The sequence below is a fragment of the Pseudomonas sp. SAR267 genome (assembly GCF_052077595.1).
In the GTDB taxonomy this organism is placed as follows: Bacteria; Pseudomonadota; Gammaproteobacteria; order Pseudomonadales; family Pseudomonadaceae; genus Aquipseudomonas; species Aquipseudomonas vlassakiae.
Genome location: NZ_JBQIHU010000001.1, coordinates 989,175 through 1,013,590, shown reverse-complemented (window position 1 = coordinate 1,013,590; position 24,416 = coordinate 989,175). Strand labels below are relative to the sequence as shown.

21 protein-coding genes are annotated in these 24,416 nt (G+C 62.7%); 13 read left to right on the top strand and 8 right to left on the bottom strand.

The window, feature by feature from the left end; translation table 11 throughout:
* Positions 1–8 precede the first annotated feature (8 nt).
* The 3 genes from ACTORR_RS05080 (at position 9) to ACTORR_RS05070 (ending at position 2,063) form a co-directional block, all read left to right on the top strand.
* Positions 9–614, top strand: a complete 606-nt coding sequence (locus ACTORR_RS05080) for an arylesterase (RefSeq protein WP_054883566.1) — start codon at positions 9–11, stop codon at positions 612–614.
* Between the two features lie 58 nt (positions 615–672).
* Positions 673–954 (top strand): hypothetical protein, encoded by a 282-nt coding sequence (locus ACTORR_RS05075; protein ID WP_054883567.1) that lies wholly within the window; start codon positions 673–675, stop codon positions 952–954.
* Between the two features lie 131 nt (positions 955–1,085).
* Entirely contained in the window at positions 1,086–2,063 is a 978-nt protein-coding gene (locus ACTORR_RS05070) for a L,D-transpeptidase family protein (protein WP_054883568.1), read from the top strand.
* Positions 2,064–2,201: 138 nt separating this feature from the next.
* Here ACTORR_RS05070 and oprI read toward each other — a convergent pair whose 3' ends face one another.
* Positions 2,202–2,453 (bottom strand): outer membrane lipoprotei OprI, encoded by a 252-nt coding sequence (gene oprI / locus ACTORR_RS05065; protein WP_003259780.1) that lies wholly within the window; start codon positions 2,451–2,453, stop codon positions 2,202–2,204.
* A gap of 520 nt (positions 2,454–2,973) precedes the next feature.
* On the opposite strand from oprI, the gene ACTORR_RS05060 reads away from it, so the two are divergent.
* Entirely contained in the window at positions 2,974–3,255 is a 282-nt protein-coding gene (locus tag ACTORR_RS05060; protein ID WP_008095521.1) for a GNAT family N-acetyltransferase, read from the top strand.
* 64 nt (positions 3,256–3,319) lie between these two features.
* On the opposite strand, the gene ACTORR_RS05055 is transcribed toward ACTORR_RS05060, so the two are convergent.
* Positions 3,320–4,396: a 3-deoxy-7-phosphoheptulonate synthase gene (locus ACTORR_RS05055; RefSeq protein ID WP_054883569.1), complete on the bottom strand. Its 1,077-nt coding sequence runs from the start codon at positions 4,394–4,396 to the stop codon at positions 3,320–3,322.
* A gap of 200 nt (positions 4,397–4,596) precedes the next feature.
* Between ACTORR_RS05055 and ACTORR_RS05050 the strand changes: the two genes are divergently transcribed.
* From ACTORR_RS05050 to cysB, 3 genes are all read left to right on the top strand, one after another.
* Positions 4,597–5,544, top strand: coding sequence for a putative 2-dehydropantoate 2-reductase (locus ACTORR_RS05050; RefSeq protein ID WP_054883570.1), 948 nt, complete (start codon positions 4,597–4,599; stop codon positions 5,542–5,544).
* A 103-nt stretch (positions 5,545–5,647) separates the two neighbouring features.
* The gene (locus ACTORR_RS05045) at positions 5,648–6,145 is read left to right on the top strand and encodes a universal stress protein (RefSeq protein WP_054883571.1); all 498 of its coding nucleotides are present in this window, start codon (positions 5,648–5,650) and stop codon (positions 6,143–6,145) included.
* Positions 6,146–6,274: 129 nt separating this feature from the next.
* Entirely contained in the window at positions 6,275–7,249 is a 975-nt protein-coding gene (gene cysB, locus ACTORR_RS05040; RefSeq protein WP_033699078.1) for an HTH-type transcriptional regulator CysB, read from the top strand.
* A 54-nt stretch (positions 7,250–7,303) separates the two neighbouring features.
* Here the strand turns inward: cysB and ACTORR_RS05035 are convergent, their stop codons facing one another.
* From ACTORR_RS05035 to rloA, 5 genes are all read right to left on the bottom strand, one after another.
* On the bottom strand, positions 7,304–8,038 hold the full coding sequence (locus ACTORR_RS05035) for a phosphoadenylyl-sulfate reductase (RefSeq protein WP_054883572.1): 735 nt from the start codon (positions 8,036–8,038) through the stop codon (positions 7,304–7,306).
* An 89-nt stretch (positions 8,039–8,127) separates the two neighbouring features.
* Positions 8,128–9,471 (bottom strand): aminodeoxychorismate synthase component I, encoded by a 1,344-nt coding sequence (pabB, locus tag ACTORR_RS05030; RefSeq protein WP_313365181.1) that lies wholly within the window; start codon positions 9,469–9,471, stop codon positions 8,128–8,130.
* Positions 9,472–9,695: 224 nt separating this feature from the next.
* Positions 9,696–10,676: an alpha-L-glutamate ligase-like protein gene (locus tag ACTORR_RS05025; RefSeq protein ID WP_054883574.1), complete on the bottom strand. Its 981-nt coding sequence runs from the start codon at positions 10,674–10,676 to the stop codon at positions 9,696–9,698.
* Complete coding sequence (rloB, locus tag ACTORR_RS05020; RefSeq protein WP_186600904.1) at positions 10,676–12,211, bottom strand: osmotic stress tolerance membrane protein RloB; 1,536 nt, start codon at positions 12,209–12,211, stop codon at positions 10,676–10,678. Before rloB ends, ACTORR_RS05025 begins: the two co-directional genes overlap by 1 nt.
* A 5-nt stretch (positions 12,212–12,216) precedes the next feature.
* Positions 12,217–12,753, bottom strand: a complete 537-nt coding sequence (rloA, locus tag ACTORR_RS05015; protein ID WP_054883576.1) for a retropepsin-like aspartic peptidase RloA — start codon at positions 12,751–12,753, stop codon at positions 12,217–12,219.
* A gap of 299 nt (positions 12,754–13,052) precedes the next feature.
* On the opposite strand from rloA, the gene ACTORR_RS05010 reads away from it, so the two are divergent.
* The 6 genes from ACTORR_RS05010 (at position 13,053) to prpD (ending at position 21,457) form a co-directional block, all read left to right on the top strand.
* Positions 13,053–13,769: a GntR family transcriptional regulator gene (locus ACTORR_RS05010; RefSeq protein WP_054883577.1), complete on the top strand. Its 717-nt coding sequence runs from the start codon at positions 13,053–13,055 to the stop codon at positions 13,767–13,769.
* The gene (prpB, locus tag ACTORR_RS05005) at positions 13,766–14,656 is read left to right on the top strand and encodes a methylisocitrate lyase (RefSeq protein WP_054883578.1); all 891 of its coding nucleotides are present in this window, start codon (positions 13,766–13,768) and stop codon (positions 14,654–14,656) included. Before ACTORR_RS05010 ends, prpB begins: the two co-directional genes overlap by 4 nt.
* Positions 14,657–14,717: 61 nt before the next feature.
* Positions 14,718–15,845 carry a bifunctional 2-methylcitrate synthase/citrate synthase gene (prpC, locus tag ACTORR_RS05000; protein WP_054883579.1) on the top strand — a complete coding sequence of 376 codons (1,128 nt, stop codon included), beginning with the start codon at positions 14,718–14,720 and terminating at the stop codon, positions 15,843–15,845.
* 164 nt (positions 15,846–16,009) lie between these two features.
* A complete protein-coding gene (gene acnD / locus ACTORR_RS04995; protein ID WP_313365182.1) occupies positions 16,010–18,598 on the top strand; it encodes a Fe/S-dependent 2-methylisocitrate dehydratase AcnD in 2,589 nt (862 codons plus the stop codon).
* Positions 18,599–18,611: 13 nt separating this feature from the next.
* Positions 18,612–19,802, top strand: a complete 1,191-nt coding sequence (gene prpF, locus ACTORR_RS04990; RefSeq protein WP_054883581.1) for a 2-methylaconitate cis-trans isomerase PrpF — start codon at positions 18,612–18,614, stop codon at positions 19,800–19,802.
* A 170-nt stretch (positions 19,803–19,972) separates the two neighbouring features.
* Positions 19,973–21,457, top strand: a complete 1,485-nt coding sequence (prpD, locus tag ACTORR_RS04985) for a 2-methylcitrate dehydratase (protein WP_054883582.1) — start codon at positions 19,973–19,975, stop codon at positions 21,455–21,457.
* 176 nt (positions 21,458–21,633) lie between these two features.
* Here the strand turns inward: prpD and acnB are convergent, their stop codons facing one another.
* Entirely contained in the window at positions 21,634–24,243 is a 2,610-nt protein-coding gene (acnB, locus tag ACTORR_RS04980; RefSeq protein ID WP_054883583.1) for a bifunctional aconitate hydratase 2/2-methylisocitrate dehydratase, read from the bottom strand.
* Between the last annotated feature and the right edge of the window lie 173 nt (positions 24,244–24,416).

The window sequence follows — 24,416 nt, the reverse complement described above, 5'->3', positions numbered from 1 at the left end:
AGAATCCGATGCGAATGTGGTGGTTGAGTGCCGGTCTGGCCCTGTATTGCCTGGCCCAGAGCGCGGCGGCGGGAACATTGCTGGTCGTCGGCGATAGTATCAGCGCCGGTTTTGGCCTGGATACCCGCCAGGGTTGGGTCTCTTTGTTGCAGACCCGGCTCAAGGACGAAGGTTTCGACGATCAGGTGGTCAACGCGTCGATCAGTGGCGACACCAGTGCAGGCGGCCAGGCCCGGCTGCCGGCGCTGCTTGCAGCGCATAAGCCGAGCCTGGTGGTGCTGGAATTGGGAGGTAATGATGGCCTGCGCGGTCAGCCTCCGCAGCAATTGCAACAAAATCTTGCCTCGATGATCGAGAGTGCCCGCCAGGCGGGGGCCAAGGTGCTGCTGCTGGGCATGCGCCTGCCACCGAACTATGGCGTGCGCTATACCACGGCCTTCGCCAACGTCTATGAACAGCTGGCGACGGAAAAGCAGGTGGCGCTTGTGCCGTTCTTCCTCGAAGGGGTTGGCGGTGTGCCGGGAATGATGCAGGCCGACGGCATCCATCCGGCACAGGCTGCCCAGCAGCGGTTGCTGGAAAATGCCTGGCCCAAGATAAAACCCTTGCTGTGACGCTTTAAACGGGGCCGGCTTTCGGCTAATGTTGCGCCCCCCGTTTCGAGAGCCCCCGATGCCGCGCCCTGCCTGGTCCTTGTTTGCCTATCAACTGATCGAGCCTGATGAGCAGCTCGACCTGTTCGCTTGCCAGGAAATCCGCGTCCACCTCGTGGCCCGTCAGCTCGAACTCGGCGTGCCGGTCGACCGCACCTTGTGCGGTGGCCTGCTGCCGGCGCAACCGCGCTGGTCCGGTGTATCGCGCAGCATTTACCGTGACGGACGCCTGTGCGACCTCTGCCGGGCGATCCTCGATGCCCAGCGCCGCGGCATGCGGCCGGTCTGGCCCGAACTCTGAGGTGAATGGCAGGTACGAAATTGCGCGCACCTTTCATCATCTGAAACGCACGTAAGACGCCAATGCCTCCCGCTTGCAGCGAGGCGGGTGTACAATCGTGCTTCTTGACTACCTTTCGAAGGATTTACCGGATGTTGCCGCGCTTTCCCGCCGTCACCCGTTGCCTGTCCCTGGCCGCCCTGCTGGTAGCGGGCCCCGCTGCTGCGCTGGAACTGCCACTGCCACCACCCGGTGAAGACGTCGTTGGCCAGGTCCAGACGATCAAGGCCAAGTACGAAGACACCTTTGCCGACATCGGCACTGCCAACGACCTCGGCTACCTGGAAATGATCGCTGCCAACCCGGGTGTCGACCCGTGGCTGCCGGGCGCTGGTACCGAAATCATCCTGCCGACCCGCTATATCCTGCCGCCGGGCCCGCGTGAAGGCATCGTAATCAACCTGGCCGAGTACCGTATGTACTACTACCCGAAAGGGCAGAACGTGGTGCATACCTTCCCGCTGGGCATCGGGCGCGAAGGCTGGGGTTCCCCGGTGGCCATGACCAAGATCACCGCGAAGACGCCGAACCCGACCTGGACGCCTCCCGCGTCGATCCGTGCCGAGCACGCCGCAGACGGTGACATCCTGCCGACCGTGGTGCCGGCCGGCCCTGACAACCCGCTGGGGCCGTTCAAGTTCACCCTGGGTGTGCCGGGCTACCTCATCCATGGTTCGAACAAGAAGTTCGGTATCGGCATGCGCACCAGCCATGGCTGCTTCCGCATGCTCAACAACAACGTGCTGGAACTGTCGAAGATGGTCCCGGTGGGCACGCCGGTGCGCATCATCAACGAGCCTTACAAGTTCGGTATCAGTGGCGGCAAGGTTTATCTCGAGGCCCATACGCCGCTGGACGATCACGGAAACCCGTCCGTGGTCGACAAGCACACGGCAGTCATCAATGCCTTGCTCAAGCGTGAAGACCTGGCCAACAACCTGCGCATGAACTGGGACATGGTACGTGACGTGGTGGCCGCAGAAGACGGCATGCCGGTGGAAATTGCCGTACCGGTCAATAACCAGGGCGCCGCACCGATGGTGTCGAGCATCCCACCCGAACTGCAGTAACGCTTTTGTAACACCTTCGGGCCCGCTCGGGTTTACAGCCTGATGCGGGCCTTTTGGTTTGCGCTGGAGGCCTTTCCTTCGGGCAATAAAAAAGCCGACCCACAAGTGGGTCGGCTCCATAACAATCCGTGAGGATTATTACTTGCGGCTGGCTTTGTCCAGCATACGCAGAGCGCGCTCGTTGGCTTCGTCAGCAGTCTGCTGAGCCTTCTGAGCGGCTGCCAGTGCGTCGTCAGCCTTACGGTAGGCTTCGTCAGCACGAGCCTGAGCGCGAGCTGCTGCGTCTTCAGTCGCAGTCAGACGAGCTTCGGTTTCTTTGGATACGCTGCTGCAACCGGTAGCCAGAACTGCGGCCAGAGCCAGAGCAGAGAATTTCAGAACGTTGTTCATCGTGTTCCCCTTCAAGGACTTTCTATTAAATAGCCATCTCTCGGAAAAGAGAAACTGGCCGGCGTACATAGTACCCATTACTTGTAGTAAGTAAACTGACAGAGCGCAAGAACTGCAAAAAAAATGTTGCTATGGGTCACGCCGACAAGATTTGCCGGGGTTTTGTGAAAAAACCGTACAGCCGGTGCAAGCGATTGTGCTGCAGGAACTTTTTTGCTGAACTAGCGGTGACTTTAACTGTCTCTCAGCGTCTTAAGCACAACAACATCCGGTTGCTGTTCAGGGCGTGATTGCTGTTGCAGGGTGTGCAAGCTCCAGGCGTGGCCTGCTGCTACTTTTTAACGCTGACCACCTTGAGCAATCCCGCTTGCGGCGCCTACTATTTGTGAGTGCCCGACCCGGTCGAACAATTGCTGTCGGCGGATGGTCCAAGGGGCATGAGGTGGCGTTGAGGTTCCTCCGCCGGATAAACCACACGGTTAAGGTAAGGGTCTGCCAGAAAGGCCTGCGAGGAGTAGTGATGAGTGAAGCGCTGACCATCCACCATGACCAGGCCGGTCATCAGTTCGAAACCAACGTGGACGGTCATCGTGCCTACCTGACCTACATGGACCTGGGCAAGCAGACACTGGACATCTATCGCACTTTTGTTCCCAACGCTCTGCGTGGCCGCGGGATCGCAGCAGCGTTGACCGAGAAAGCCCTCGAGTATGCAGACCAGATGGGCTACACGGTGATTCCTTCCTGCTCGTATGTGGAGCGCTACATGGAGCGCCAGCAGCGCCATTCGAGCAAGGCCTGAACGGGCAAGCGACAGCTGTTACAAAAACGCCGGGCAATGCCCGGCGTTTTTCATCGCGCTTGACTCAACCGCGCTTGCGTTGTGGCAGCACGTCCTTGAGCTTGGCGTGCATGCTGCGCAGGGTTTTTTCAGTAGTCGACCAGTCGATGCAGGCATCGGTGATCGACACACCGTACTGCAGTTCGTCGAGGTTTTTCGGGATCGACTGGCAGCCCCAGTTCAGGTGGCTCTCGACCATCAGGCCGATGATCGACTGGTTGCCTTCGAGGATCTGGTTGGCGACGTTCTCCATGACCAGTGGCTGCAGGGCCGGGTCCTTGTTGGAGTTGGCGTGGCTGCAGTCGACCATGATGTTGGCCTTGATCCTGGCCTTGGCCAGGTCCTGTTCGCACAGGGCGACACTGACCGAATCGTAGTTGGGCTTGCCATTGCCGCCACGCAGCACCACGTGGCCATAAGGGTTGCCCTTGGTGGTCACGATCGATACGCCACCTTCCTGGTTGATACCGAGGAAGCGGTGCGGTTTGGACACCGACTGCAGAGCGTTGATGGCCACGGTCAAACCGCCATCGGTGCCGTTCTTGAAGCCGACCGCCGATGACAGGCCCGAGGCCATCTCGCGGTGGGTTTGCGATTCGGTGGTGCGGGCGCCGATGGCCGACCAGCTGATCAGGTCCTGCAGGTACTGCGGCGAGATCGGGTCGAGCGCTTCGGTAGCGGTCGGCAGGCCCATTTCGGCCAAGTCCAGCAGCAACTGGCGGCCAATGTGCAGGCCGTCCTGGATCTTGAACGAGTCATCCAGGTATGGATCGTTGATCAGGCCTTTCCAGCCAACGGTGGTGCGTGGCTTTTCAAAGTACACGCGCATGACCAGGTACAGCGTGTCGGACACTTCCTCGGCCAGCACCTTCAGGCGCTCGGCATATTCGTGAGCGGCCTTGATGTCATGGATGGAGCATGGGCCGACTACCACGAACAGGCGATGGTCCTTGCCGTCGAGGATATTGCGCACAACTTCGCGGCCGGCAGTCACAGTCTGCAGGGCCTTGGCGCTGAGGGGGATCTCCTTCTTGAGCTGATCGGGGGTGATCAAGGTCTCGTTGGAGGCAACGTTAAGGTCGTCGATCGGTAAATCAGCCATCGTGTTACTCGTCAGGTCACGGGTGCCGGCCGCCAGCAATCCCCGTGCGGCCCAGCAGCAATAATGTTCGCAGCGGGGAGCCGAACCTTAGCGCGTTACAGGGGGCGCGACAATGGGATTTGGTACGTGTTGACACTTGTGTGTCCTCGAAAGGCCCAGATGGGTGTAAAAAAGCGAACCAACCTACTCAGGAGATTTCCATGGCTTCTCGCAAACCACGCATCGGCATCATTGGCAGCGGTGCTATCGGTGGCTTCTATGGGCTGATGCTGGCGCGCGCTGGTTTCGATGTGCATTTTCTGCTGCGCAGCGAATATGACGTGGTCCGCGAACAGGGCTTGACCCTGGAGCATGCCGTGCATGGCGTGGTGCAGATGCCGGTCAGCGCCTACACCAGTGCTGCCGACATGCCGCCCTGCGACTGGCTGCTGGTGGGTGCCAAGTCAACCAGCAATGTCGAGCTCGCACCGCTGATCATCCAGGCCGCCACAGCCGATGCCAAGGTGGTGCTGTTGCAGAATGGCCTGGGCGTGGAAGAGCAGTTGAGGGTGGCCTTGCCGGCTAACCTGCACCTGCTCGGCGGCTTGTGTTTCATCTGCGTCAACCGCCAGGCCCCGGGGGTGATCCGCCACCAGGCGCTGGGTGCGGTCAACCTCGGTTACCACAGTGGGCCGGCCGAAGATGGCGGTGCGGCGATCGTGGCGGCGGGCGCCGCGCTGTTCCGCGCGGCGGGCGTCGAATCCCAGCCGATGGCCAACCTGGCTCAGGCGCGCTGGCAGAAACTGGTATGGAACGTGCCGTACAACGGCCTTTCGGTTTTGTTGGGGGCCAGCACCGCGCCGCTGATGGCCGCTGACGAGAGTCGCGACCTGATCCAGGCGCTGATGGCTGAAGTGGTGCAAGGCGCTGCCGCGTGCGGGTATGAACTGCCGGCGGGCTATGCTGAGCAACTGTTCCGCATGACCGAGCAGATGCCTGATTACTGGCCGAGCATGTACCACGACCATGCCCAGCAACGCCCGCTGGAACTGCAGGCGATCTATGCCGAGCCGATTGCCCGTGCAGGGGCGGCCGGCTGCAGTCTGCCGCGGATGCAAATGTTGTATCAGGCCCTGGCCTTCATCGACCGCGCCAACCGAGCTGGCTGATGCTCTGCAGGCCGCATCGGCAGTGCGCCGGACGGCAGAGCGCGGGTCCGGTGCACTGCTAAGCTGAAGCTTGCTCTGCCGTCACGGCAGTCGAGGAGGTCGAATGATCCGCTCCATGCTGTACGCCACCGACCTCGGTGTCTACGCACCTTTTGTCATGCAGCACGCCCTGACCCTGGCTCGGGCCTTCAACGCAGAACTCTATGTGATTCACGCGGTGGAGCCCATGGGCCAGTTCGCTGAGTCGCTGCTGCAGAGTTACCTCGATGAGCAGACGCTGGATGCATTGCACAGTGAAGGCGTCAACACGGTGATGGCCAATATCGAACAGCGGGTGTTGGAGAACTTTCGTGACGAATTGGGCGAGGACGCTGACTTGGCGCTGATCAGGGCAGTGCGGGTGCGTCAGGGTGACCCGGCACAGGTCATCCTCGACCAGGCGCAGCGGCTGAGTGTCGACCTGTTGATCTTCGGCAGCCACAGTGCCGGTGCCGGGGTGGATGTGCCGATTGGGCGGACGGCGGTGCGTCTGCTGCAACTGTCGCCGGTGCCGGTGTACATGGTGCCGCTCTCGCAGCACTTAGGGCGTAGGAAATCGTGAAGCTGGCTGTAGTCTGTTTCGGAGGCGCGTGTAACAAAATAGTTCTAGTTTTATTTCGAGAACCACTAATATAGTTATATCTCGTCGCTGCCTGCTGCCGCTGACTTACCGCCGATTCGAGGGAAACCTATGAAGCTTCAACAACTGCGCTACATCTGGGAAGTGGCGCACCATGACCTCAACGTCTCCGCGACGGCGCAGAGCCTGTATACCTCGCAGCCGGGCATCAGCAAGCAGATCCGCCTGCTCGAGGACGAACTGGGTGTTGAAGTCTTTGCCCGCAGCGGCAAGCACCTGACCCGGGTGACACCGGCCGGTGAGCGCATCATCAACACCGCTGGTGAGATCTTGCGCAAGGTCGAGAGCATCAAGCAGATCGCCCAGGAATTCTCCAACGAGAAGAAGGGCACTCTGTCCATCGCGACCACCCACACCCAGGCCCGCTATGCGCTGCCGCCGGTGATCAGCAGCTTCATCAAGCAGTACCCGGAAGTCGCCCTGCACATGCACCAGGGCTCACCGATGCAGATCGCGGAAATGGCCGCCGACGGCACCGTCGATTTCGCCATTGCCACCGAGGCGCTGGAGTTGTTCGGCGACCTGATCATGATGCCGTGCTACAAGTGGAACCGTTGCGTGGTCGTACCGCAAGGTCACCCGCTGACCAAGCTGCCGAAGCTGACCCTGGAGGCGGTTGCCGAATACCCGATCGTCACCTATGTATTCGGTTTCACCGGCCGTTCGAAGCTGGACGAAGCCTTCAATCACCGTGGCCTGACGCCGAAGGTGGTGTTCACTGCGGCTGACGCCGACGTGATCAAGACTTATGTGCGCCTTGGGCTGGGCGTGGGCATCGTGGCCAAAATGGCGGTCGACACCAAGCTCGACAGCGACCTGGTGGCATTGGATGCCAGCGAGCTGTTCGAAGCCAGCATCACTAAGATCGGCTTCCGTCGTGGCACCTTCCTGCGCGGCTTCATGTGCGACTTCATCGAGAAGTTCGCGCCGCACCTGACCCGTGAAGTGATGGCCAAGGCCATCCAGTGCCACAACAAGCAGGAACTCGAAGAGCTGTTCGACGGCGTCGAACTGCCGGTGCACTGAGTGCGCCAGGGATGAAAAAACCGGCCCAATGGCCGGTTTTTCTTTACCTGTGAATCAGGCCTTGCTGATCAGGTTGCCGGCATGCAGCCCGCATTCCTTCTGGGTCGACTCTTCCCACCACCAGCGGCCTTCGCGCTCGTGCTGGTTTGGCAGCACCGGGCGCGTACACGGCTCGCAACCGATGCTGATGAAGCCGCGCTCATGCAGGCTGTTGTACGGCAATTCAAGCATGCGGATGTAACCCCACACTTCCTCGCTGGTCATCTGCGCCAGTGGGTTGAACTTGTAGAGGGGACGTTCAGGCGTGGAGAAGGCGCCGTCGATTTCCAGTGCTGCCACCTGGCTGCGGGTACCCGGGCTCTGGTCACGGCGCTGACCGGTGGCCCAGGCGCTGACGGTGGCAAGTTTGCGCCGCAGCGGTTCGATCTTGCGGATGCCACAGCATTCGCCGTGGCCATCCTTGTAGAAGCTGAACAGGCCTTTTTCCTTGACGAACGGGTCGAGCCTGGCGCGATCCGGGCTGAGGATTTCGATCGGCAGGTTGTAATGCTCGCGCACCTGGTCGATGAAGCGGTAGGTCTCCGGATGCAGGCGGCCGGTATCGAGGCTGAACACCTTGACCTGCTTGTTCAGCTTCCAGGCCATGTCGACCAGCACCACATCCTCGGCGCCGCTGAAGGAGATCCACAGGTCATCGCCAAAGTGCTCGAAGGCGAGCTTGAGGATGTCCTGCGGGGACTTGTTGGCATAGGTCGCGGCCAGGGCGGCGACGTCGAAGGGTTGGCTCATCAGGCGGTTTCCATCTTGGCTGTGGCGCTGTGCGCTCGTAATGAAGTGATGGTAACAAAAAATGGCCGGGCAGACGCCTGGCGAGAGCCTCAAAGGCTCTGCAGCGTTTCCATCAGTACCCGCACCTTGGCAATCGATTCCTCGTATTCGGCCTGCCAGTTCGAGTCGGCTACCACTGCGCCGCCGCCCCAGCAACTGACCTGGCCATCCTTGACCAGCAAGCTGCGAATGGCGATGGAGCTGTCCATCTCGCCGCGCACGTCCATGTACAGCAGCGAGCCGCAGTACAGTGCGCGGCGTGTCGGTTCCAGCTCGTCGATGATCTGCATGGCGCGGATTTTCGGTGCGCCGGTGATCGAACCACCCGGGAAGCTGTCGCCGATCAGGTCCAGGGCGTCCTTGTCGCGGGCCAGCCGGCCGGTGACGCTACTGACCAGGTGATGAACGTTGGGGTAGCTTTCCAGGCTGAACAGCTCCGGCACCTTCACCGAGCCGATTTCGCACGTGCGGCCCAGGTCGTTGCGCAGCAAGTCGACGATCATCAGGTTTTCCGAACGGTCCTTGGCGCTGTGGCGCAGCTCCTCGGCATTGCTGGCGTCCTCGGCGGGGTCGGCCGAGCGCGGGCGGGTGCCCTTGATCGGGCGGGTTTCCACCTGGCCTTGGCTGACGCGGATGAAGCGTTCCGGGGAGAAGCTCAGCAGGGCACTGCCATCAGCCAGTTGTTGGTAACCGGAAAATGGCGTCGGGCAGGCTTTGCGCAGGGCCTGGTAGGCTTGCCACGGGTCACCCTGGCAAGGGGCGCGGAAGCGCTGGGTGAGGTTGATCTGGTAGCAGTCGCCTGCCTGGATGTAGCGCTGCACCTGGTCGAAGGCGGCCTGGTACTGTTCGGGCTGCAAGTCGCCCCGCATTGGGGCAAGCAGTTGGAAATCGCCGCACATCGAAGTGTCGACAGCCTCGAACAGTGCCGTCAGGCGAGCCCGCTCTTCAGGCGCCAGGCTCGGGTGGAACACCAGTTGGCTGGTGCCAAGCTGGTGGTCGGTCAGCAGTGCCCAGGCGTACAGGCCCAGTTGTGCCTCGGGCAATGCCAGGTCGTCGCTCGCAAGGCAGGGCAGCTGCTCCAGGCGGCGGCCGAAGTCATAGCTCAGGTAGCCGATCAGGCCGCCGACGAAGGGCAGTTCGATGCCGGCGGGCAGCTGTGCTTCACCCAGTTGTGCCAGGCTGGCACGCAGGCGTTCGAGGAAGGCGCGGCCATCCTCGTCGGGCTGGGCCTGCAGGTGTTGCACGGGCCAGGCGCTGAGCAGGTCGAAGCGGCCGCGTTCGGCACCGGGGCGGGCGCTGTCGAGCAGGATCGCGCCGGGGGCCTGGCGCAGGCGGGCGAAATAGGCAGCGGGGTCGGGCTGATAGGGCAGGGGGTGAAGCGTACAGGTCGGCATCAGTGTGGACGGCGATGTAAAAGCGAGGAGGGCGATTGTAGACCTGTGCAGGAAATGCGCCTAGCCCTGTGGGGGCGGGTTTACCCGCGAAGAAAGCGGCGCGGTGTATGGCACCGGCTTCGCCGGTGTTCGCGGGTAAACCCGCTCCCACAGGCACAGCGAAGGCCTTGGGAGCAGTGCTTTGCCTGTGAGAGCCGGTTTGCCGGCGATAAGGCCCTTGAAGGTTAACGCGGATGCACGTGCCCGAACAGATTCTGGGTCACCCGCACACGTTGCTCGGCGTCTTCGGTAATCCCGTCCTTGGCCAGCGCTTCGATGTGCGCTTCGATGGCATGGGTGCGCTGAGTCAGCCCGGTATCGTTGGCGATCTGGATGTTCAGGCCGGGGCGGGCGTTGAGTTCGAGAATCAGCGGCCCCTTGTCCTGGTCCAGCACCATGTCCACGCCGATATAGCCCAGCCCGCACAGCTCATAACAGCCGGCGGCCAGTTTCATGAAGCCGTCCCAGTTCGGCAGCTGTACGCCGTCCACCGCGTTGGTGGTGTCCGGGTGCTTGCTGATGATGTTGTTCAGCCAGGTGCCGCGCAGGGTCACGCCGGTAGCCAGGTCGACACCCACGCCGATGGCGCCCTGGTGCAGGTTGGCCTTGCCACCGGACTGACGAGTCGGCAGTCGCAGCATGGCCATCACCGGGTAGCCCATCAGCACGATGATGCGGATGTCTGGCACACCCTCGTAGCTGATGCTCTTGAAGATCTGGTCGGGGGTCACCCGATACTCGATCAGCGCCCGGTCTCGGTGGCCGCCAAGCGAGTACAGCCCGGTGAGGATGCTCGACACCTGGTGCTCGATTTCCTCGTGGCTGATGATCTTGCCCGACACCGTGCGGTAGCGGTCCTCGAAGCGGTCGGCGATCACCAGGATGCCGTCACCGCCAGCGCCTTGCGCTGGCTTGATGACGAAGTCGTTGCGCCCGCCGATGATCTCGTGAAGCTTTTCGATCTGCTTCTCGGTCTCGATGATGCCGTACATCTCCGGCACATGGATGCCGGCAGCGAGCGCACGCTCCTTGGTGATGATCTTGTCGTCGACGATCGGGTACAAGTGCCGCTTGTTGTACTTCAGCACGTAGTCCGCGTTGCGCCGGTTGATCCCCATGATGCCCCGGGCCTCCAGGGCTTTCCATGTCTTGATCAGGCCAAACATTAGGCGTCAGCCTTCTTCAGGAATGCCTTGAAACGCACCAGCTCGGTCAGCCGGTAGCCGCGGTAGCGACCCATCGCCAGCATGAAGCCCACCAGGATCAACAGCACGGCCGGGAAGGTGAAGACGAAGTACACCAGCTCCGGCACCATCATCAGCAAGTGCGCCAGGGAGGCAGCGAACAGGGTTCCGATCGCCACTTTCATGGCATGGCCACCGCCGCGTTCTTCCCAGGTGATCGACAGGCGCTCGATGGTCATGGTCAGGATCACCATCGGGAACAGCGCCACCGACAGGCCGCGCTCCAGGCCCAGCTTGTGGCTGAACAGGCTGATGGCGGCGATCAATACCACGACAAAGGTCAGCACCACCGACAGGCGCGGCAGCATCTGCAGCTTCAGGTGTTCCAGGTACGAACGTAGCGACAGGCCCAGGGCGGTGATCACCGTGAACAGCATGATGCCGAAGCCCAGCTGGGTCTCGCGGAAGGCCAGGGCGATCAGCACCGGGGTAAAGGTACCCAGCGTCTGGATGCCGATCAGGTTGCGCAGGATCAGGATCACCAGCACGCCGATCGGGATCATGACCATGATCATGAAGGTCTGCTGGGTCTGCAGCGGCAAGCCGTACAGCGAGTATTCGAGGAAGTCGGCGTCGGTGTTCTCGTCAGTCAGCTTGGCCAGGCGGATGGCGTTCATCTCGCTGTTGTTCATGCTGAAGGTGACGTTGGCTTTCTTGCCGCCATCGACGGTAATCAGGTTGTCATCTCCGGTCCACCACAGCAGGCGGTCGGCCGGCAGGCCCTGTTCGCCGGTGTCCGGGTTGAAGTACAGCCAGTCGTTGCCATTGAAGCTGCGCAACCACAGCTCCGGGGTCTGGGGCGTGTCGGCAACCAGCCGGATGGTGTGGACCTTTTCCATCGGCACATGGGCGATCGACAGCAGCAGGTCGATGACCTGGGCCTTCTTCATCGGCGAGGTATCACCGGCCAGCAGCAGCTTGACGTTGTCGTCGTTGAGGTTGTTGACCCGTTTGATGGTCTCGCTGACAAAGGTCTCGACGTCGGCCGAGTGCTGGCGGATAGGGGCCATCAGGGCTTCGGCGGCGATTTTCTCCGGGCCTTCGATGGCCAGGCTGTCACGGAAGGTCGGGCCTTTGATGGCGGACTTTTCGTTGCTGTAGCGCTTGGTCAGCACCAGCCGGTAGTACAGGGTCTGGTTGCCGCTGACACGGCGCGCTGACCAGGTCACCTTGCGGTTGCCGTCGGCGCGGTTGACGCTCACCCCATAGTTGTTGGAGATGAAGCTCTCGTTGAGGCTGACGTAGTCGCGGTTCAGCGGCGGCACGAACATCTGGATCTTGACCGGGTCCTTGGAGCTGGCGACGAACTCGACCTTGGCGTCGATGTTCCACAGGTCGTCGGTCTCGTCTTCGGTCACCGGGATGCCGAGCACGAAGATCTGATAGGCCGTGACCGCCACGCCGAGCAACACCAGCACGGTGATCAGGACTTTCAGATGGAGGGTAAGAGAGCGCATCGGGATTACTCTGCTTTGGTAGCGTCGGTGGCACAGGCAGGTTTGCCGGCCGCGTATTTAAGGCTTGGGTCGACCAGCGCGTCGAAGTGCTTGAGCGCCTCGGAGCCGATCAGCAACGGGAACTGGAAGGCGCTGCGGTCGGTGAGGTTGACTTCGATGGTGCGCCGGGCCTGGCCCATGCAGATTTCAAGTTCGATGACCGGGCGGGCGGTATAGGCCTTGCCGGATTCCGCATCATAGTCGCCGGCGCGGCGTTTGATCTTGCTCACGCGGGCCAGAGGGCGCTCGATGGGGTGCGAATGAGCGGCGTCGATGGCCAGGTAGAAGCGCACCCAGCTTTCGCCGTTGCGCTTGAAGCGTTTGATGTCACGGGCACTGAGCGACGCGGTCTTGGCTCCGGTGTCGAGCTTGGCGGCCACTTCCAGGTCGAGGTCGCCAAGCCGGGCGTATTCGTTCAGACCGTACACGGTCTTGCCCGCCGCCTGGCCAAGGGCCGGCAGCAGGGTGAGGCATAACAGCAATAATACGGGTGTAAGTCTCATAGTCCTGGCGCGGTGCTGAGCTGTGCAGGGTTCGGGGTAAAGGTGACTGGCAACGGCTGCACAAGCTTCCTCGTTCATCTGTCAACAACATGAATTGATGACAAATACACTATCGATACCCCCTTGGAGGCGCGGCATTCTATCACGCCGACGTCTTGACGCCAGCGTGAAGCGATCTGACAACGCCATCACTGGGTAAGTTCGTTCTTAGACGATTGTCGACAATGTTGATTTTGTCTTTGACTGTGAGCCACTGATTCGCTAGTTTCTGCTCAAGCGCTTAGCAAGGTGTCGACAATATGCTGGACATCACCACCCCAAGCCCTGCCGAGGCAGACGAAACGGAAACCTTGTCCGAGAATGTCTTTCGGCGTATCCAGGCGGCGATCGTCAAGGGCGACATTGCCCCCGGCAGCAAGATCTCCGAGCCAGAGCTGGCACGTACCTATGGCATCAGCCGCGGCCCGCTGCGCGAGGCCATCCATCGGCTGGAGGGGCAGCGCCTGCTGGTGCGGGTACCGCACGTCGGCGCGCGGGTGGTTTCGCTCAACCACGCCGAACTGATCGAGCTGTACGAAATCCGCGAGTCGCTGGAAGGCATGGCCTGCCGCCTTGCCGCCGAGCGCATGAGCCAGGCCGACATCGACGAGCTGCGCCGGGTGCTCGATACCCATGAGCGCGATGCCGCGTTCCAGGCCGGGCTTGGCTACTACCAGCAGGAAGGCGACTACGACTTCCATTACCGCATCATCCAGGGCAGCGGCAACCAGACCTTGGTCAAGATGCTCTGCGGCGAGCTGTATCAACTGGTGCGCATGTACCGCATCCAGTTTTCCGCCACGCCCAACCGGCCGCGCCAGGCCTTTGCCGAACACCACCGCATTCTCGATGCCATTGCCGACCGTGACGGCGAACTGGCCGAACTCCTGATGCGCCGCCATATCGGCGCGTCCAAGCGCAACATCGAGCGTCACTATCTGGACGCCAACAACAACAGCCCACGAGGTGAGAAATGACTGTGAACAGCACCCCCGGTCAGCGTTTCCGCGACGCCGTTGCCGCCGAACACCCGCTGCAAGTGGTCGGCGCGATCAACGCCAACCATGCACTGCTGGCCAAGCGTGCCGGTTTCAAAGCCATCTACCTGTCCGGTGGCGGCGTTGCTGCCGGCTCCCTGGGCCTGCCTGACCTGGGCATCAGTGGCCTGGATGATGTGCTGACCGATGTGCGCCGCATCACCGATGTCTGCGACGTGCCCTTGCTGGTGGATGTCGACACCGGTTTCGGCGCTTCGGCCTTCAACGTCGCCCGCACCGTGCGTTCGATGTGCAAGTTCGGCGCTGCGGCCATCCACATCGAGGACCAGGTTGGCGCCAAACGCTGCGGCCACCGCCCGAACAAAGAAATCGTCAGCCAGCAGGAGATGGTCGATCGCATCAAGGCGGCAGTGGATGCCCGCACCGATGACAGCTTCGTGATCATGGCGCGCACCGACGCCCTGGCGGTGGAAGGTCTGAACGCTGCCCTGGACCGGGCTGCTGCCTGCATCGAGGCCGGCGCCGACATGATCTTCCCGGAAGCCATCACCGAACTGTCGATGTACAAGACCTTCGCCGACCGCGTGCAGGCACCGATCCTGGCCAACATCACCGAGTTTGGCGCTACACCGCTGTACACCACCGAAGAACTGGCCTCGGTCGACGTGTCGCTGGTGCTGTACCCGCTGTCGGCGTTCCGGGCCATGAACAAGGCGGCTGAAAACGTGTATACCGCGCTGCGCCGCGACGGTACCCAGAAAAACGTGATCGACACCATGCAGACCCGCATGGAGCTCTACGATGCCATTGGCTACCACGCCTTCGAGCAGAGCCTCGACGCGCTGTTTGCCCAGAAGAAAGGTTGAGCGCACCGCTCTCGAATCAGCCAGATCGCTTCCATAACAAGTTCAAGAAAGGAGAAACACCATGGCCGAAGCAAAAGTACTCAGTGGCGCTGGCCTGCGCGGCCAGGTGGCCGGCCAGACTGCTCTGTCGACCGTGGGCCAGGCCGGCGCCGGCCTGACCTACCGTGGCTACGACGTCCGTGACCTGGCCGCCGGTGCCGAATTCGAGGAAGTCGCCTATCTGCTGCTGTATGGCGAGCTGCCGAGCAAGGCGGAGCTGGCCGACTACAAACGCAAGCTCAAGGGCCTGCGTGACCTGCCGCAGGCGCTGAAAGAGGTGCTCGAACGCATCCCTCGCGACGCCCATCCGATGGATGTGATGCGCACCGGTTGCTCGGTGCTCGGTACCCTGGAGCCGGAGCTGACCTTCGACGCCCAGCGCGAGAAGACCGACCGCCTGCTGGCGCTGTTCCCGGCAGTGATGTGCTACTGGTACCGCTTCACCCACCACGGCGTGCGTATCGACTGCACCAGCGACGAGGACACCCTCGGCGGCCACTTCCTGCACCTGCTGCATGGCAAGAAGCCGAGCGAGCTGCACGTCAAGGTGATGAACGTGTCGCTGATCCTCTACGCCGAGCATGAGTTCAATGCCTCGACCTTTACTGCGCGGGTTTGCGCGTCGACCCTGTCCGACCTGTACTCCTGCGTCACCGCCGCCATCGGCTCGCTGCGCGGCCCGCTGCACGGTGGTGCCAACGAAGCGGCGATGGAGCTGATCGAGCGCTTCCAGAGCCCGCAGGAGGCCACCGCCGAACTGCTGCGCATGCTCGAGCGCAAAGACAAGATCATGGGCTTCGGCCACGCGATCTACAAAGAGTCCGACCCGCGCAACGAGGTGATCAAGGGCTGGTCGAAGCAGCTGGCCGACCAGGTCGGTGACAAGGTCCTGTACCCGGTCTCCGAAGCCATCGACAAGACCATGTGGGAGCAGAAGCGCCTGTTCCCCAACGCCGACTTCTACCATGCCTCGGCGTACCACTTCATGGGCATTCCGACCAAGCTGTTCACCCCGATCTTCGTCTGCTCGCGCCTGACCGGCTGGGCCGCGCACGTGTTCGAACAGCGCGCCAACAACCGCATCATCCGCCCGAGCGCCGAGTATGTCGGCGTCGAACAGCGCCAGTTCGTACCGATCGAACAGCGCTGAGTCGTAGATCGCCGGGGCTGCTGCGCAGCCCTTTCGCGACACAAGGCCGCTCCTACAGGCGCGGCGCAGTTCCTGTAGGAGCGGCCTTGTGTCGCGAAAGGGGCGCGCAGCGCCCCAAGGGCCAGACCTGCTTACCGAAGACCGTGACCGAGCCTGATAACGATATGAACACTGCCTACCGCAAGAACCTGCCAGGCACAGCCCTGGACTACTTCGATGCCCGCGCTGCCGTCGAGGCCATCAAGCCTGGTGCCTACGACAGCCTGCCGTATACCTCCCGCGTGCTGGCCGAAAACCTGGTGCGCCGCTGCGATCCGGCCACTCTCGATGCCTCGCTGGGCCAGTTGATCGAGCGCAAGCGCGACCTCGACTTCCCGTGGTTCCCGGCCCGCGTGGTGTGCCATGACATCCTCGGCCAGACCGCCCTGGTCGATCTGGCCGGCCTGCGCGATGCCATCGCCGACAAGGGCGGTGACCCGGCCCAGGTCAACCCGGTGGTGCCGGTGCAGCTGATCGTCGACCACTCCCTGGCCGTGGAGTGCGGTGGCTTCGACCCGCAGGCGTTCGAGAAGAACCGCGCCATCGAAGACCGCCGTAACGAAGACCGTTTCCATTTCATCAACTGGACCAAGAAGGCGTTCAAGAACGTCGACGTGATCCAGCCCGGCAACGGCATCATGCACCAGATCAACCTGGAGAAGATGTCGCCGGTGATCCATAGCGACCGCGGCCTGGCCTACCCGGACACCTGCGTCGGCACCGACAGCCATACCCCGCATGTCGATGCCTTGGGCGTTATCGCCATCGGTGTCGGTGGCCTTGAAGCCGAAAACGTCATGCTTGGCCGTGCCTCGTGGATGCGCCTGCCGGAAATCATCGGCGTCGAGCTGACCGGCAAGCTGGCGCCAAACATCACCGCCACCGACCTGGTGCTGGCCCTGACCGAATTCCTGCGCAAGCAGAAAGTGGTCGGCGCCTACCTTGAGTTCCATGGCGAAGGCGCACGCGCGCTGACCCTGGGCGACCGTGCCACCATCTCCAACATGGCGCCGGAATATGGCGCCACCGCTGCGATGTTCGCCATCGACCAGCAGACCATCGACTACCTCAAGCTGACCGGCCGCGATGACCAGCAGGTGCAGTTGGTGGAAACCTACGCCAAGGTCACCGGCCTGTGGGCCGACAGCCTGGCCAAGGCCGAATACGAACGCACCCTAAGCTTCGACCTGTCGAGCGTGGTGCGCAACATGGCCGGCCCGTCCAACCCGCACGCCCGCGTCGCTACCAGCGACCTGGCGGCCAAGGGCATCGCTGGCGCCTGGGAAGAAGTGCCGGGCCAGATGCCTGACGGTGCAGTGATCATCGCCGCCATCACCAGCTGCACCAACACCAGCAACCCGCGCAACGTGATTGCCGCAGGCCTGCTGGCGCGCAACGCCAACAAGCTCGGCCTCAACCGCAAGCCGTGGGTCAAGTCGTCGCTGGCACCCGGCTCCAAGGCCGTGCAGCTGTACCTGGAAGAAGCGGGGTTGGAAAAAGAGCTGGAGAAACTGGGCTTCGGCATCGTCGCCTTCGCCTGCACCACCTGCAACGGCATGTCCGGCGCACTGGACCCGGTGATCCAGCAGGAGATCATCGACCGTGACCTGTACGCCACCGCCGTGCTGTCGGGCAACCGCAACTTCGACGGGCGTATCCACCCGTATGCCAAGCAGGCGTTCCTTGCCTCGCCGCCGCTGGTGGTAGCCTACGCGATTGCCGGCACCATCCGCTTCGACATCGAAAAGGACGTGCTGGGCGTGGTCGACGGCAAGGAAATCCGCCTCAAGGACATCTGGCCGAGCGACGAGGAAATCGACGCGGTGGTGCGTGCGGCGGTCAAGCCCGAGCAGTTCCGCAAGGTCTACATCCCGATGTTCGCCATCGAGGAAGACCGTGGGCCGAAAGTCGCGCCGCTGTACGACTGGCGCCCGATGAGCACCTATATTCGCCGCCCGCCTTACTGGGAAGGCGCCTTGGCCGGCGAGCGTACCCTGCGCGGCATGCGCCCGCTGGCGGTACTGCCGGACAACATCACCACCGACCACCTGTCGCCATCCAACGCCATCCTCCTCGACAGCGCCGCCGGTGAGTACCTGGCGAAGATGGGCCTGCCGGAAGAGGACTTCAACTCCTACGCCACCCACCGTGGTGACCACCTGACCGCCCAGCGCGCCACCTTCGCCAACCCCAAGCTGTTCAACGAAATGGTGCGCAACGAAGACGGCAGCGTGAAGCAAGGCTCGCTGGCGCGCATCGAGCCGGAAGGCAAGGTGACCCGCATGTGGGAAGCTATCGAGACCTACATGGCGCGCAAGCAGCCGCTGATCATCGTAGCCGGTGGCGACTATGGCCAGGGCTCGTCCCGCGACTGGGCGGCCAAGGGCGTGCGCCTGGCCGGTGTCGAGGCGATCGTCGCCGAGGGCTTCGAGCGCATTCACCGCACCAACCTGGTGGGCATGGGCGTTTTGCCACTGGAATTCAAGCCGGGTACCGACCGCAAGACCCTGGGCCTGGATGGCAGCGAGACCTATGACGTGCTCGGCGAGCGCAAGCCACGGGCGACGCTGACCCTGGTGGTGACGCGACGCAATGGCGAGCGTGTCGAAGTGCCAGTGACCTGCCGCCTGGACACTGCCGAGGAAGTGTCGATCTATGAGGCGGGCGGAGTGCTGCAGCGCTTTGCCCAGGACTTCCTCGAAGCGACCGCTTGAACAGGACTTGAACATGGCACATGTACCACAAGTGAAAATCCCCGCCACCTACATCCGTGGCGGCACCAGCAAGGGCGTGTTCTTCCGCCTGCAGGACCTGCCAGAGCCTGCTCAGGTCCCAGGCCCGGCGCGCGATGCCTTGCTGTTGCGGGTAATCGGCAGCCCCGACCCTTACGCCAAACAGATCGACGGCATGGGCGGCGCCACCTCGAGCACCAGCAAGACGGTCATCCTGTCGAAGAGCATCAAGCCCGGGCACGATGTCGACTACCTGTTCGGCCAGGTCGCCATCGACAAGGCTTTCGTCGACTGGAGCGGCAACTGCGGCAACCTGTCTGCGGCGGTCGGCTCGTTCGCCATCAGCAACGGCCTGGTCGAGCCGGCGCGCATTCCCCGCAATGGCATCGCCACTGTGCGCATCTGGCAGGCCAACATCGGCAAGACCATCATCGCCCATGTGCCGATCACCGAAGGTGAAGTGCAGGAAACAGGCGACTTCGAACTCGACGGCGTGACCTTCCCGGCCGCCGAAGTACAACTGGAGTTCCTCGATCCGGCCGCCGACGAGGATGGCGACGGTGGGGCAATGTTCCCTACGGGCAACCTGGTGGACGACCTGGAAGTGCCGGGGGTGGGCACCTTCAAGGCGACCTTGATCAACGCCGGCATCCCGACCGTGTTCGTCAATGCCGCCGACATCGGTTACACCGGTACCGAGTTGCAGGATGCGATCAATGGCGACCCCCAGGCGCTGCAGCGCTTCGAGTCCATTCGTGCCTACGCAGCCGTGCGCATGGGCCTGATCGAGCATGTCGACCAGGCTGCCGGGCGTCAGCACACGCCGAAGGTGGCTTTCGTTGCGCCACCCAGCACCTACACTGCGTCCAGTGGCAAGGCGGTTGCGGCCGGTGACATCGACCTGCTGGTGCGTGCGCTGTCGATGGGCAAGCTGCACCACGCGATGATGGGCACCGCAGCCGTGGCCATCGGCACCGCCGCGGCCATTCCGGGCACATTGGTCAACCTCGCTGCGGGCGGGGGTGAGCGCAGTGCCGTGCGTTTCGGTCATCCGTCCGGCACCTTGCGGGTCGGGGCCGAGGCGCGCCAGGTGGATGGCCAGTGGACGGTGACCAAGGCAATCATGAGCCGCAGTGCTCGCGTGCTGATGGAGGGCTGGGTTCGCGTGCCTGGCGATAGCTTCTAACGCACCATTGGCGCTCGGCTTTAGTTGATGGGGCCGCTTTGCGGCCCTTCGCGGGCACGCCCGCTCCTACAGGTATTGCACGACTTTCAAGTTCAGTGTGATCTCTGTGGGAGCGGGCAAGCCCGCGAAGGGCTGCAACGCAGCCCCGGCAATTCTGAAGGGAGCTGGCTATGAGCGCCAACGTGGACCTGAACGACCGCCCGGACTACGACCGGGTGCTGCAAACCCTCGCCGACTACGCCCTCGGCTACCGCGTCGAATCCCCTGAAGCCCTGGACACCGCACGCAACTGCCTGATGGATACCCTCGGCTGCGGCCTGCTGGCCTTGCGCTTCCCCGAGTGCACCAAGCTCCTCGGCCCGCTGGTGGAAGGCACCGTGGTGCCCAATGGTGCGCGCGTACCGGGTACCGCCTATCGCCTCGACCCGGTCAAGGCCGCCTGGGACATCGGCTGCACCGTGCGCTGGCTGGACTACAACGACACCTGGCTGGCTGCCGAGTGGGCGCACCCTTCGGACAACCTTGGCGGCATCCTCGCCGTTGCCGATCACCTTTCACAGAAGCGCGTGGCCGCGGGTGAGGCGCCGTTGCTGATGCGTGAGGTGCTGCAAGCGATGGTCATGGCCCACGAGATCCAAGGCGTGCTGGCGCTGGAAAACTCATTCAACCGCGTCGGCCTGGATCACGTGATTCTGGTCAAGGTAGCCTCCACCGCCGTGTGCGCCCGGCTGATGGGCGCCAACCGCGAGCAGATGCTATCGGCCTTGTCCCATGCCTTCGTCGATGGCCAGGCGCTGCGCACCTATCGCCATGCCCCCAATGCTGGCTCGCGCAAGTCCTGGGCGGCCGGTGACGCTTCCAGCCGCGGCGTGCGCCTGGCCGATATCGCGCTGCGTGGCGAGATGGGCGTGCCGGGCGTGCTGACTGCGCCGCAGTGGGGGTTTCATGACGTCTCGTTCAGCCACACCAACAAGGACCTGGCGGTGAAGCCCTCCGGCCAGTATGAGCTGCGCCTGCCGCAACCCCTGGCCAGTTACGTGATGGAGAATGTGCTGTTCAAGGTCAGCTTCCCGGCCGAATTCCACGCCCAGACCGCCTGTGAGGCGGCGGTCACCCTGCATCCTCTGGTGCGTAACCGCCTGCATGAGATCGACCGCATTGTCATTACCACCCAGGAATCGGCGATCCGTATCATTTCCAAGAGCGGCCCGTTGGCCAATGCCGCTGACCGTGACCATTGCCTGCAATACATGGTGGCGGTACCGCTGATCTTCGGCCACCTGGTGGCCGAGCATTATGAAGATGCCTTTCATGCCAACCACCCGAGCATCGATCGTCTGCGCGAGAAGATGGAAGTGGTTGAAGACCCGCGCTTCAGTCGCGAGTATCTGGAGGCGGACAAGCGCTCGATCGCCAATGCCGTGCAGGTGTTCTTCAAGGATGGCAGCTGTACCGAGCAGGTGCTGGTGGAGTACCCGATCGGGCATCGGCGGCGGCGCGAGGAGGGGATACCGCTGCTGGAGGCCAAGTTCAGAAGCAACCTGGCGACGCGCTTTGTGCGGCAGCGGTGTCAGCAGATTTTCGAACTGTGCAAGGACCAGCAACTGCTGGAGCAGATGGCGGTGCACAGGTTTGTGGATTTGTTCGTGATTTGATGTGGCCTGTGACGGCCTCTTCGCGGCTAAAGCCGCTCCCACAGGGTTCTCTACAGGTCTTGAAGACTGTGGGGCTCCTGTGGGAGCGGGTTTACCCGCGAAGGGGCCGGCACAGGTGACAAAAAAAAGCCCCGGCATTTCTGCCGGGGCTTTGTCTTACAGCCTACAACCGATGCTTACGCCTGAACCACAGGGATCTTGGCGTTGGCAGCCGCTTCACGGAACTCGGCGATCTGGTCGAAGCTCAGGTAGCGGTAGACGTCGGCAGCCATGCTGTCGATGTCTTTGGCGTACTGCATGTACTCTTCGACGGTCGGCAGCTTGCCGAGGATCGATGCGACCGCGGCGAGCTCGGCCGAGGCCAGGTACACGTTGGTGGCGTCGCCCAGACGGTTCGGGAAGTTACGGGTCGAGGTGGAAACCACGGTCGAACCGGTCTGCACACGTGCCTGGTTACCCATGCACAGCGAGCAGCCTGGCATTTCCATGCGAGCGCCAGCCTTGCCGTAGATGCCGTAGTAGCCTTCTTCGGTCAGCTGATGGGCGTCCATCTTGGTTGGCGGGGCCAGCCACAGACGGGTCGGGATACCGCCCTTGACCTTGTCCAGCAGCTTGCCGGCAGCGCGGAAGTGACCGATGTTGGTCATGCACGAACCGATGAACACTTCGTCGATCTTCTCGCCTTGTACCGAGGACAGCAGGCGGGCATCGTCCGGGTCGTTCGGCGCGCAGAGCACAGGCTCCTTGACGTCGGCCAGGTCGATTTCGATGATTTCGGCGTATTCCGCATCGGCGTCGGCCGACAGCAGTTCAGGCTTGGCCAGCCAGGCTTCCATGGCCTGGGCACGACGCTCCAGGGTGCGGGCATCGCCGTAGCCTTCGCCGATCATCCAGCGCAGCAGGGTGATGTTGGACTGCAGGTATTCGGCGATGGCCTTTTCCGGCAGCTTGATGGTGCAGCCCGCGGCGGAACGCTCGGCCGAGGCGTCGGACAGCTCGAAGGCTTGCTCGACGGTCAGGTCGTCCAGGCCTTCGATTTCCAGGATGCGGCCGGAGAAGGCGTTCTTCTTGCCTTTCTTCTCGACGGTCAGCAGGCCCTTCTGGATCGCGTAGTAAGGGATGGCATGAACCAGGTCACGCAGGGTGATGCCAGGTTGCAGTTTGCCCTTGAAGCGCACCAGGATCGATTCTGGCATGTCCAGCGGCATGACGCCGGTGGCGGCGGCGAAGGCCACCAGGCCGGAACCGGCCGGGAACGAGATGCCGATCGGGAAGCGGGTGTGCGAGTCACCACCGGTACCTACGGTGTCAGGCATCAGCATGCGGTTCAGCCAGCTGTGGATGATGCCGTCGCCTGGGCGCAGCGACACGCCGCCACGGGTGCGGATGAAGTCTGGCAGGGTGTGGTGGGTGTTTACGTCGATCGGCTTCGGATAGGCTGCGGTGTGGCAGAACGACTGCATCACCAGGTCAGCGGAGAAGCCCAGGCACGCCAAGTCTTTCAGTTCGTCGCGAGTCATCGGGCCAGTGGTGTCCTGGGAACCGACGGTGGTCATCTTCGGCTCGCAGTAGGCACCCGGGCGCACGCCCTGGCCTTCCGGCAGGCCACAGGCGCGGCCAACCATCTTCTGCGCCAGGGTGAAGCCTTTGCCGGTGTCGGCAGGCTGCTCTGGCTTCTTGAACAGGTCGGAAGGGCCCAGGCCCAGTTCGGCACGGGCTTTTTCGGTCAGGCCACGGCCAACGATCAGCGGGATACGGCCGCCAGCGCGGACTTCATCCAGCAGTACTTCGGTTTTCAGCGCGAACTCGGTGACCAGCTCGTCGCTGCCGTGACGGCGCACTTCACCTTTGAACGGGTAGACGTCGATGACGTCGCCCATGGCCAGGTTGGTGCAGTCGAATTCGATCGGCAGGGCGCCGGCGTCTTCCATGGTGTTGTAGAAGATCGGGGCGATCTTGGTGCCGAAGCAGAAGCCACCGGCGCGCTTGTTCGGCACGTACGGGATGTCGTCGCCGAAGAACCACAGCACCGAGTTGGTGGCGGATTTACGCGAAGAACCGGTACCGACCACGTCACCGACGTAGGCAACCGGGAAGCCCTTGGCCTTGACCGCTTCGATCTGTGCCAGCGGGCCAACCGAACCAGGCTGTTGCGGTTCGATGCCATCACGGGCCATTTTCAGCATGGCCAGGGCGTGCAGCGGGATGTCAGGGCGCGACCAGGCGTCCGGGGCAGGGGACAGGTCGTCGGTGTTGGTTTCGCCAGGCACCTTGAACACGGTCAGGGTGTACTTGTCGGCGATGGCCGGACGCGAGGTGAACCACTCGCCGGCAGCCCAGGATTCCAGTACGGCTTTGGCGTGAACGTTGCCGGCCTTGGCTTTTTCGGCCACGTCGTGGAAGGCATCGAACATCAGCAGGGTGTGCTTGAGCTGTTCGGCCGCGACGGCGCCCAGTTCGGCGTCGTCGAGCAGCGCGACCAGCGTTTCGATGTTGTAGCCGCCCTGCATGGTGCCCAGCAGTTCAGCAGCGTGCTTGCGGTCGATCAGTGGCGATTTGGCTTCGCCCTTGGCCACGGCTGAGAGGAAAGCGGCCTTGACGTAGGCAGCTTCGTCGACCCCTGGCGGAACGCGGTTGGTGATCAGGTCTACGAGGAAGGCTTCTTCGCCGGCCGGCGGGTTTTTCAGCAGCTCGACCAGGCCTGCAGTTTGTTCGGCGTTCAGCGGCTGGGGCACGATACCCAGGGCGGCACGCTCTTCGATGTGTTTGCGGTAGGCTTCAAGCACAGTTATTACCCTCATCAGTGGTCCCTAAAGGGAGTCCGGGACGCTCATCCAGCATTCAATGCACCCATGCGCTGCCACGGCTTTGTGGGCCGCCCAGCCAGAGTCGCAGAGAATCCTTACAGAAGCTGCTTTCAAAGTTTTACGCCTGCAGAACGGGAGCTGATGAGGGCTGG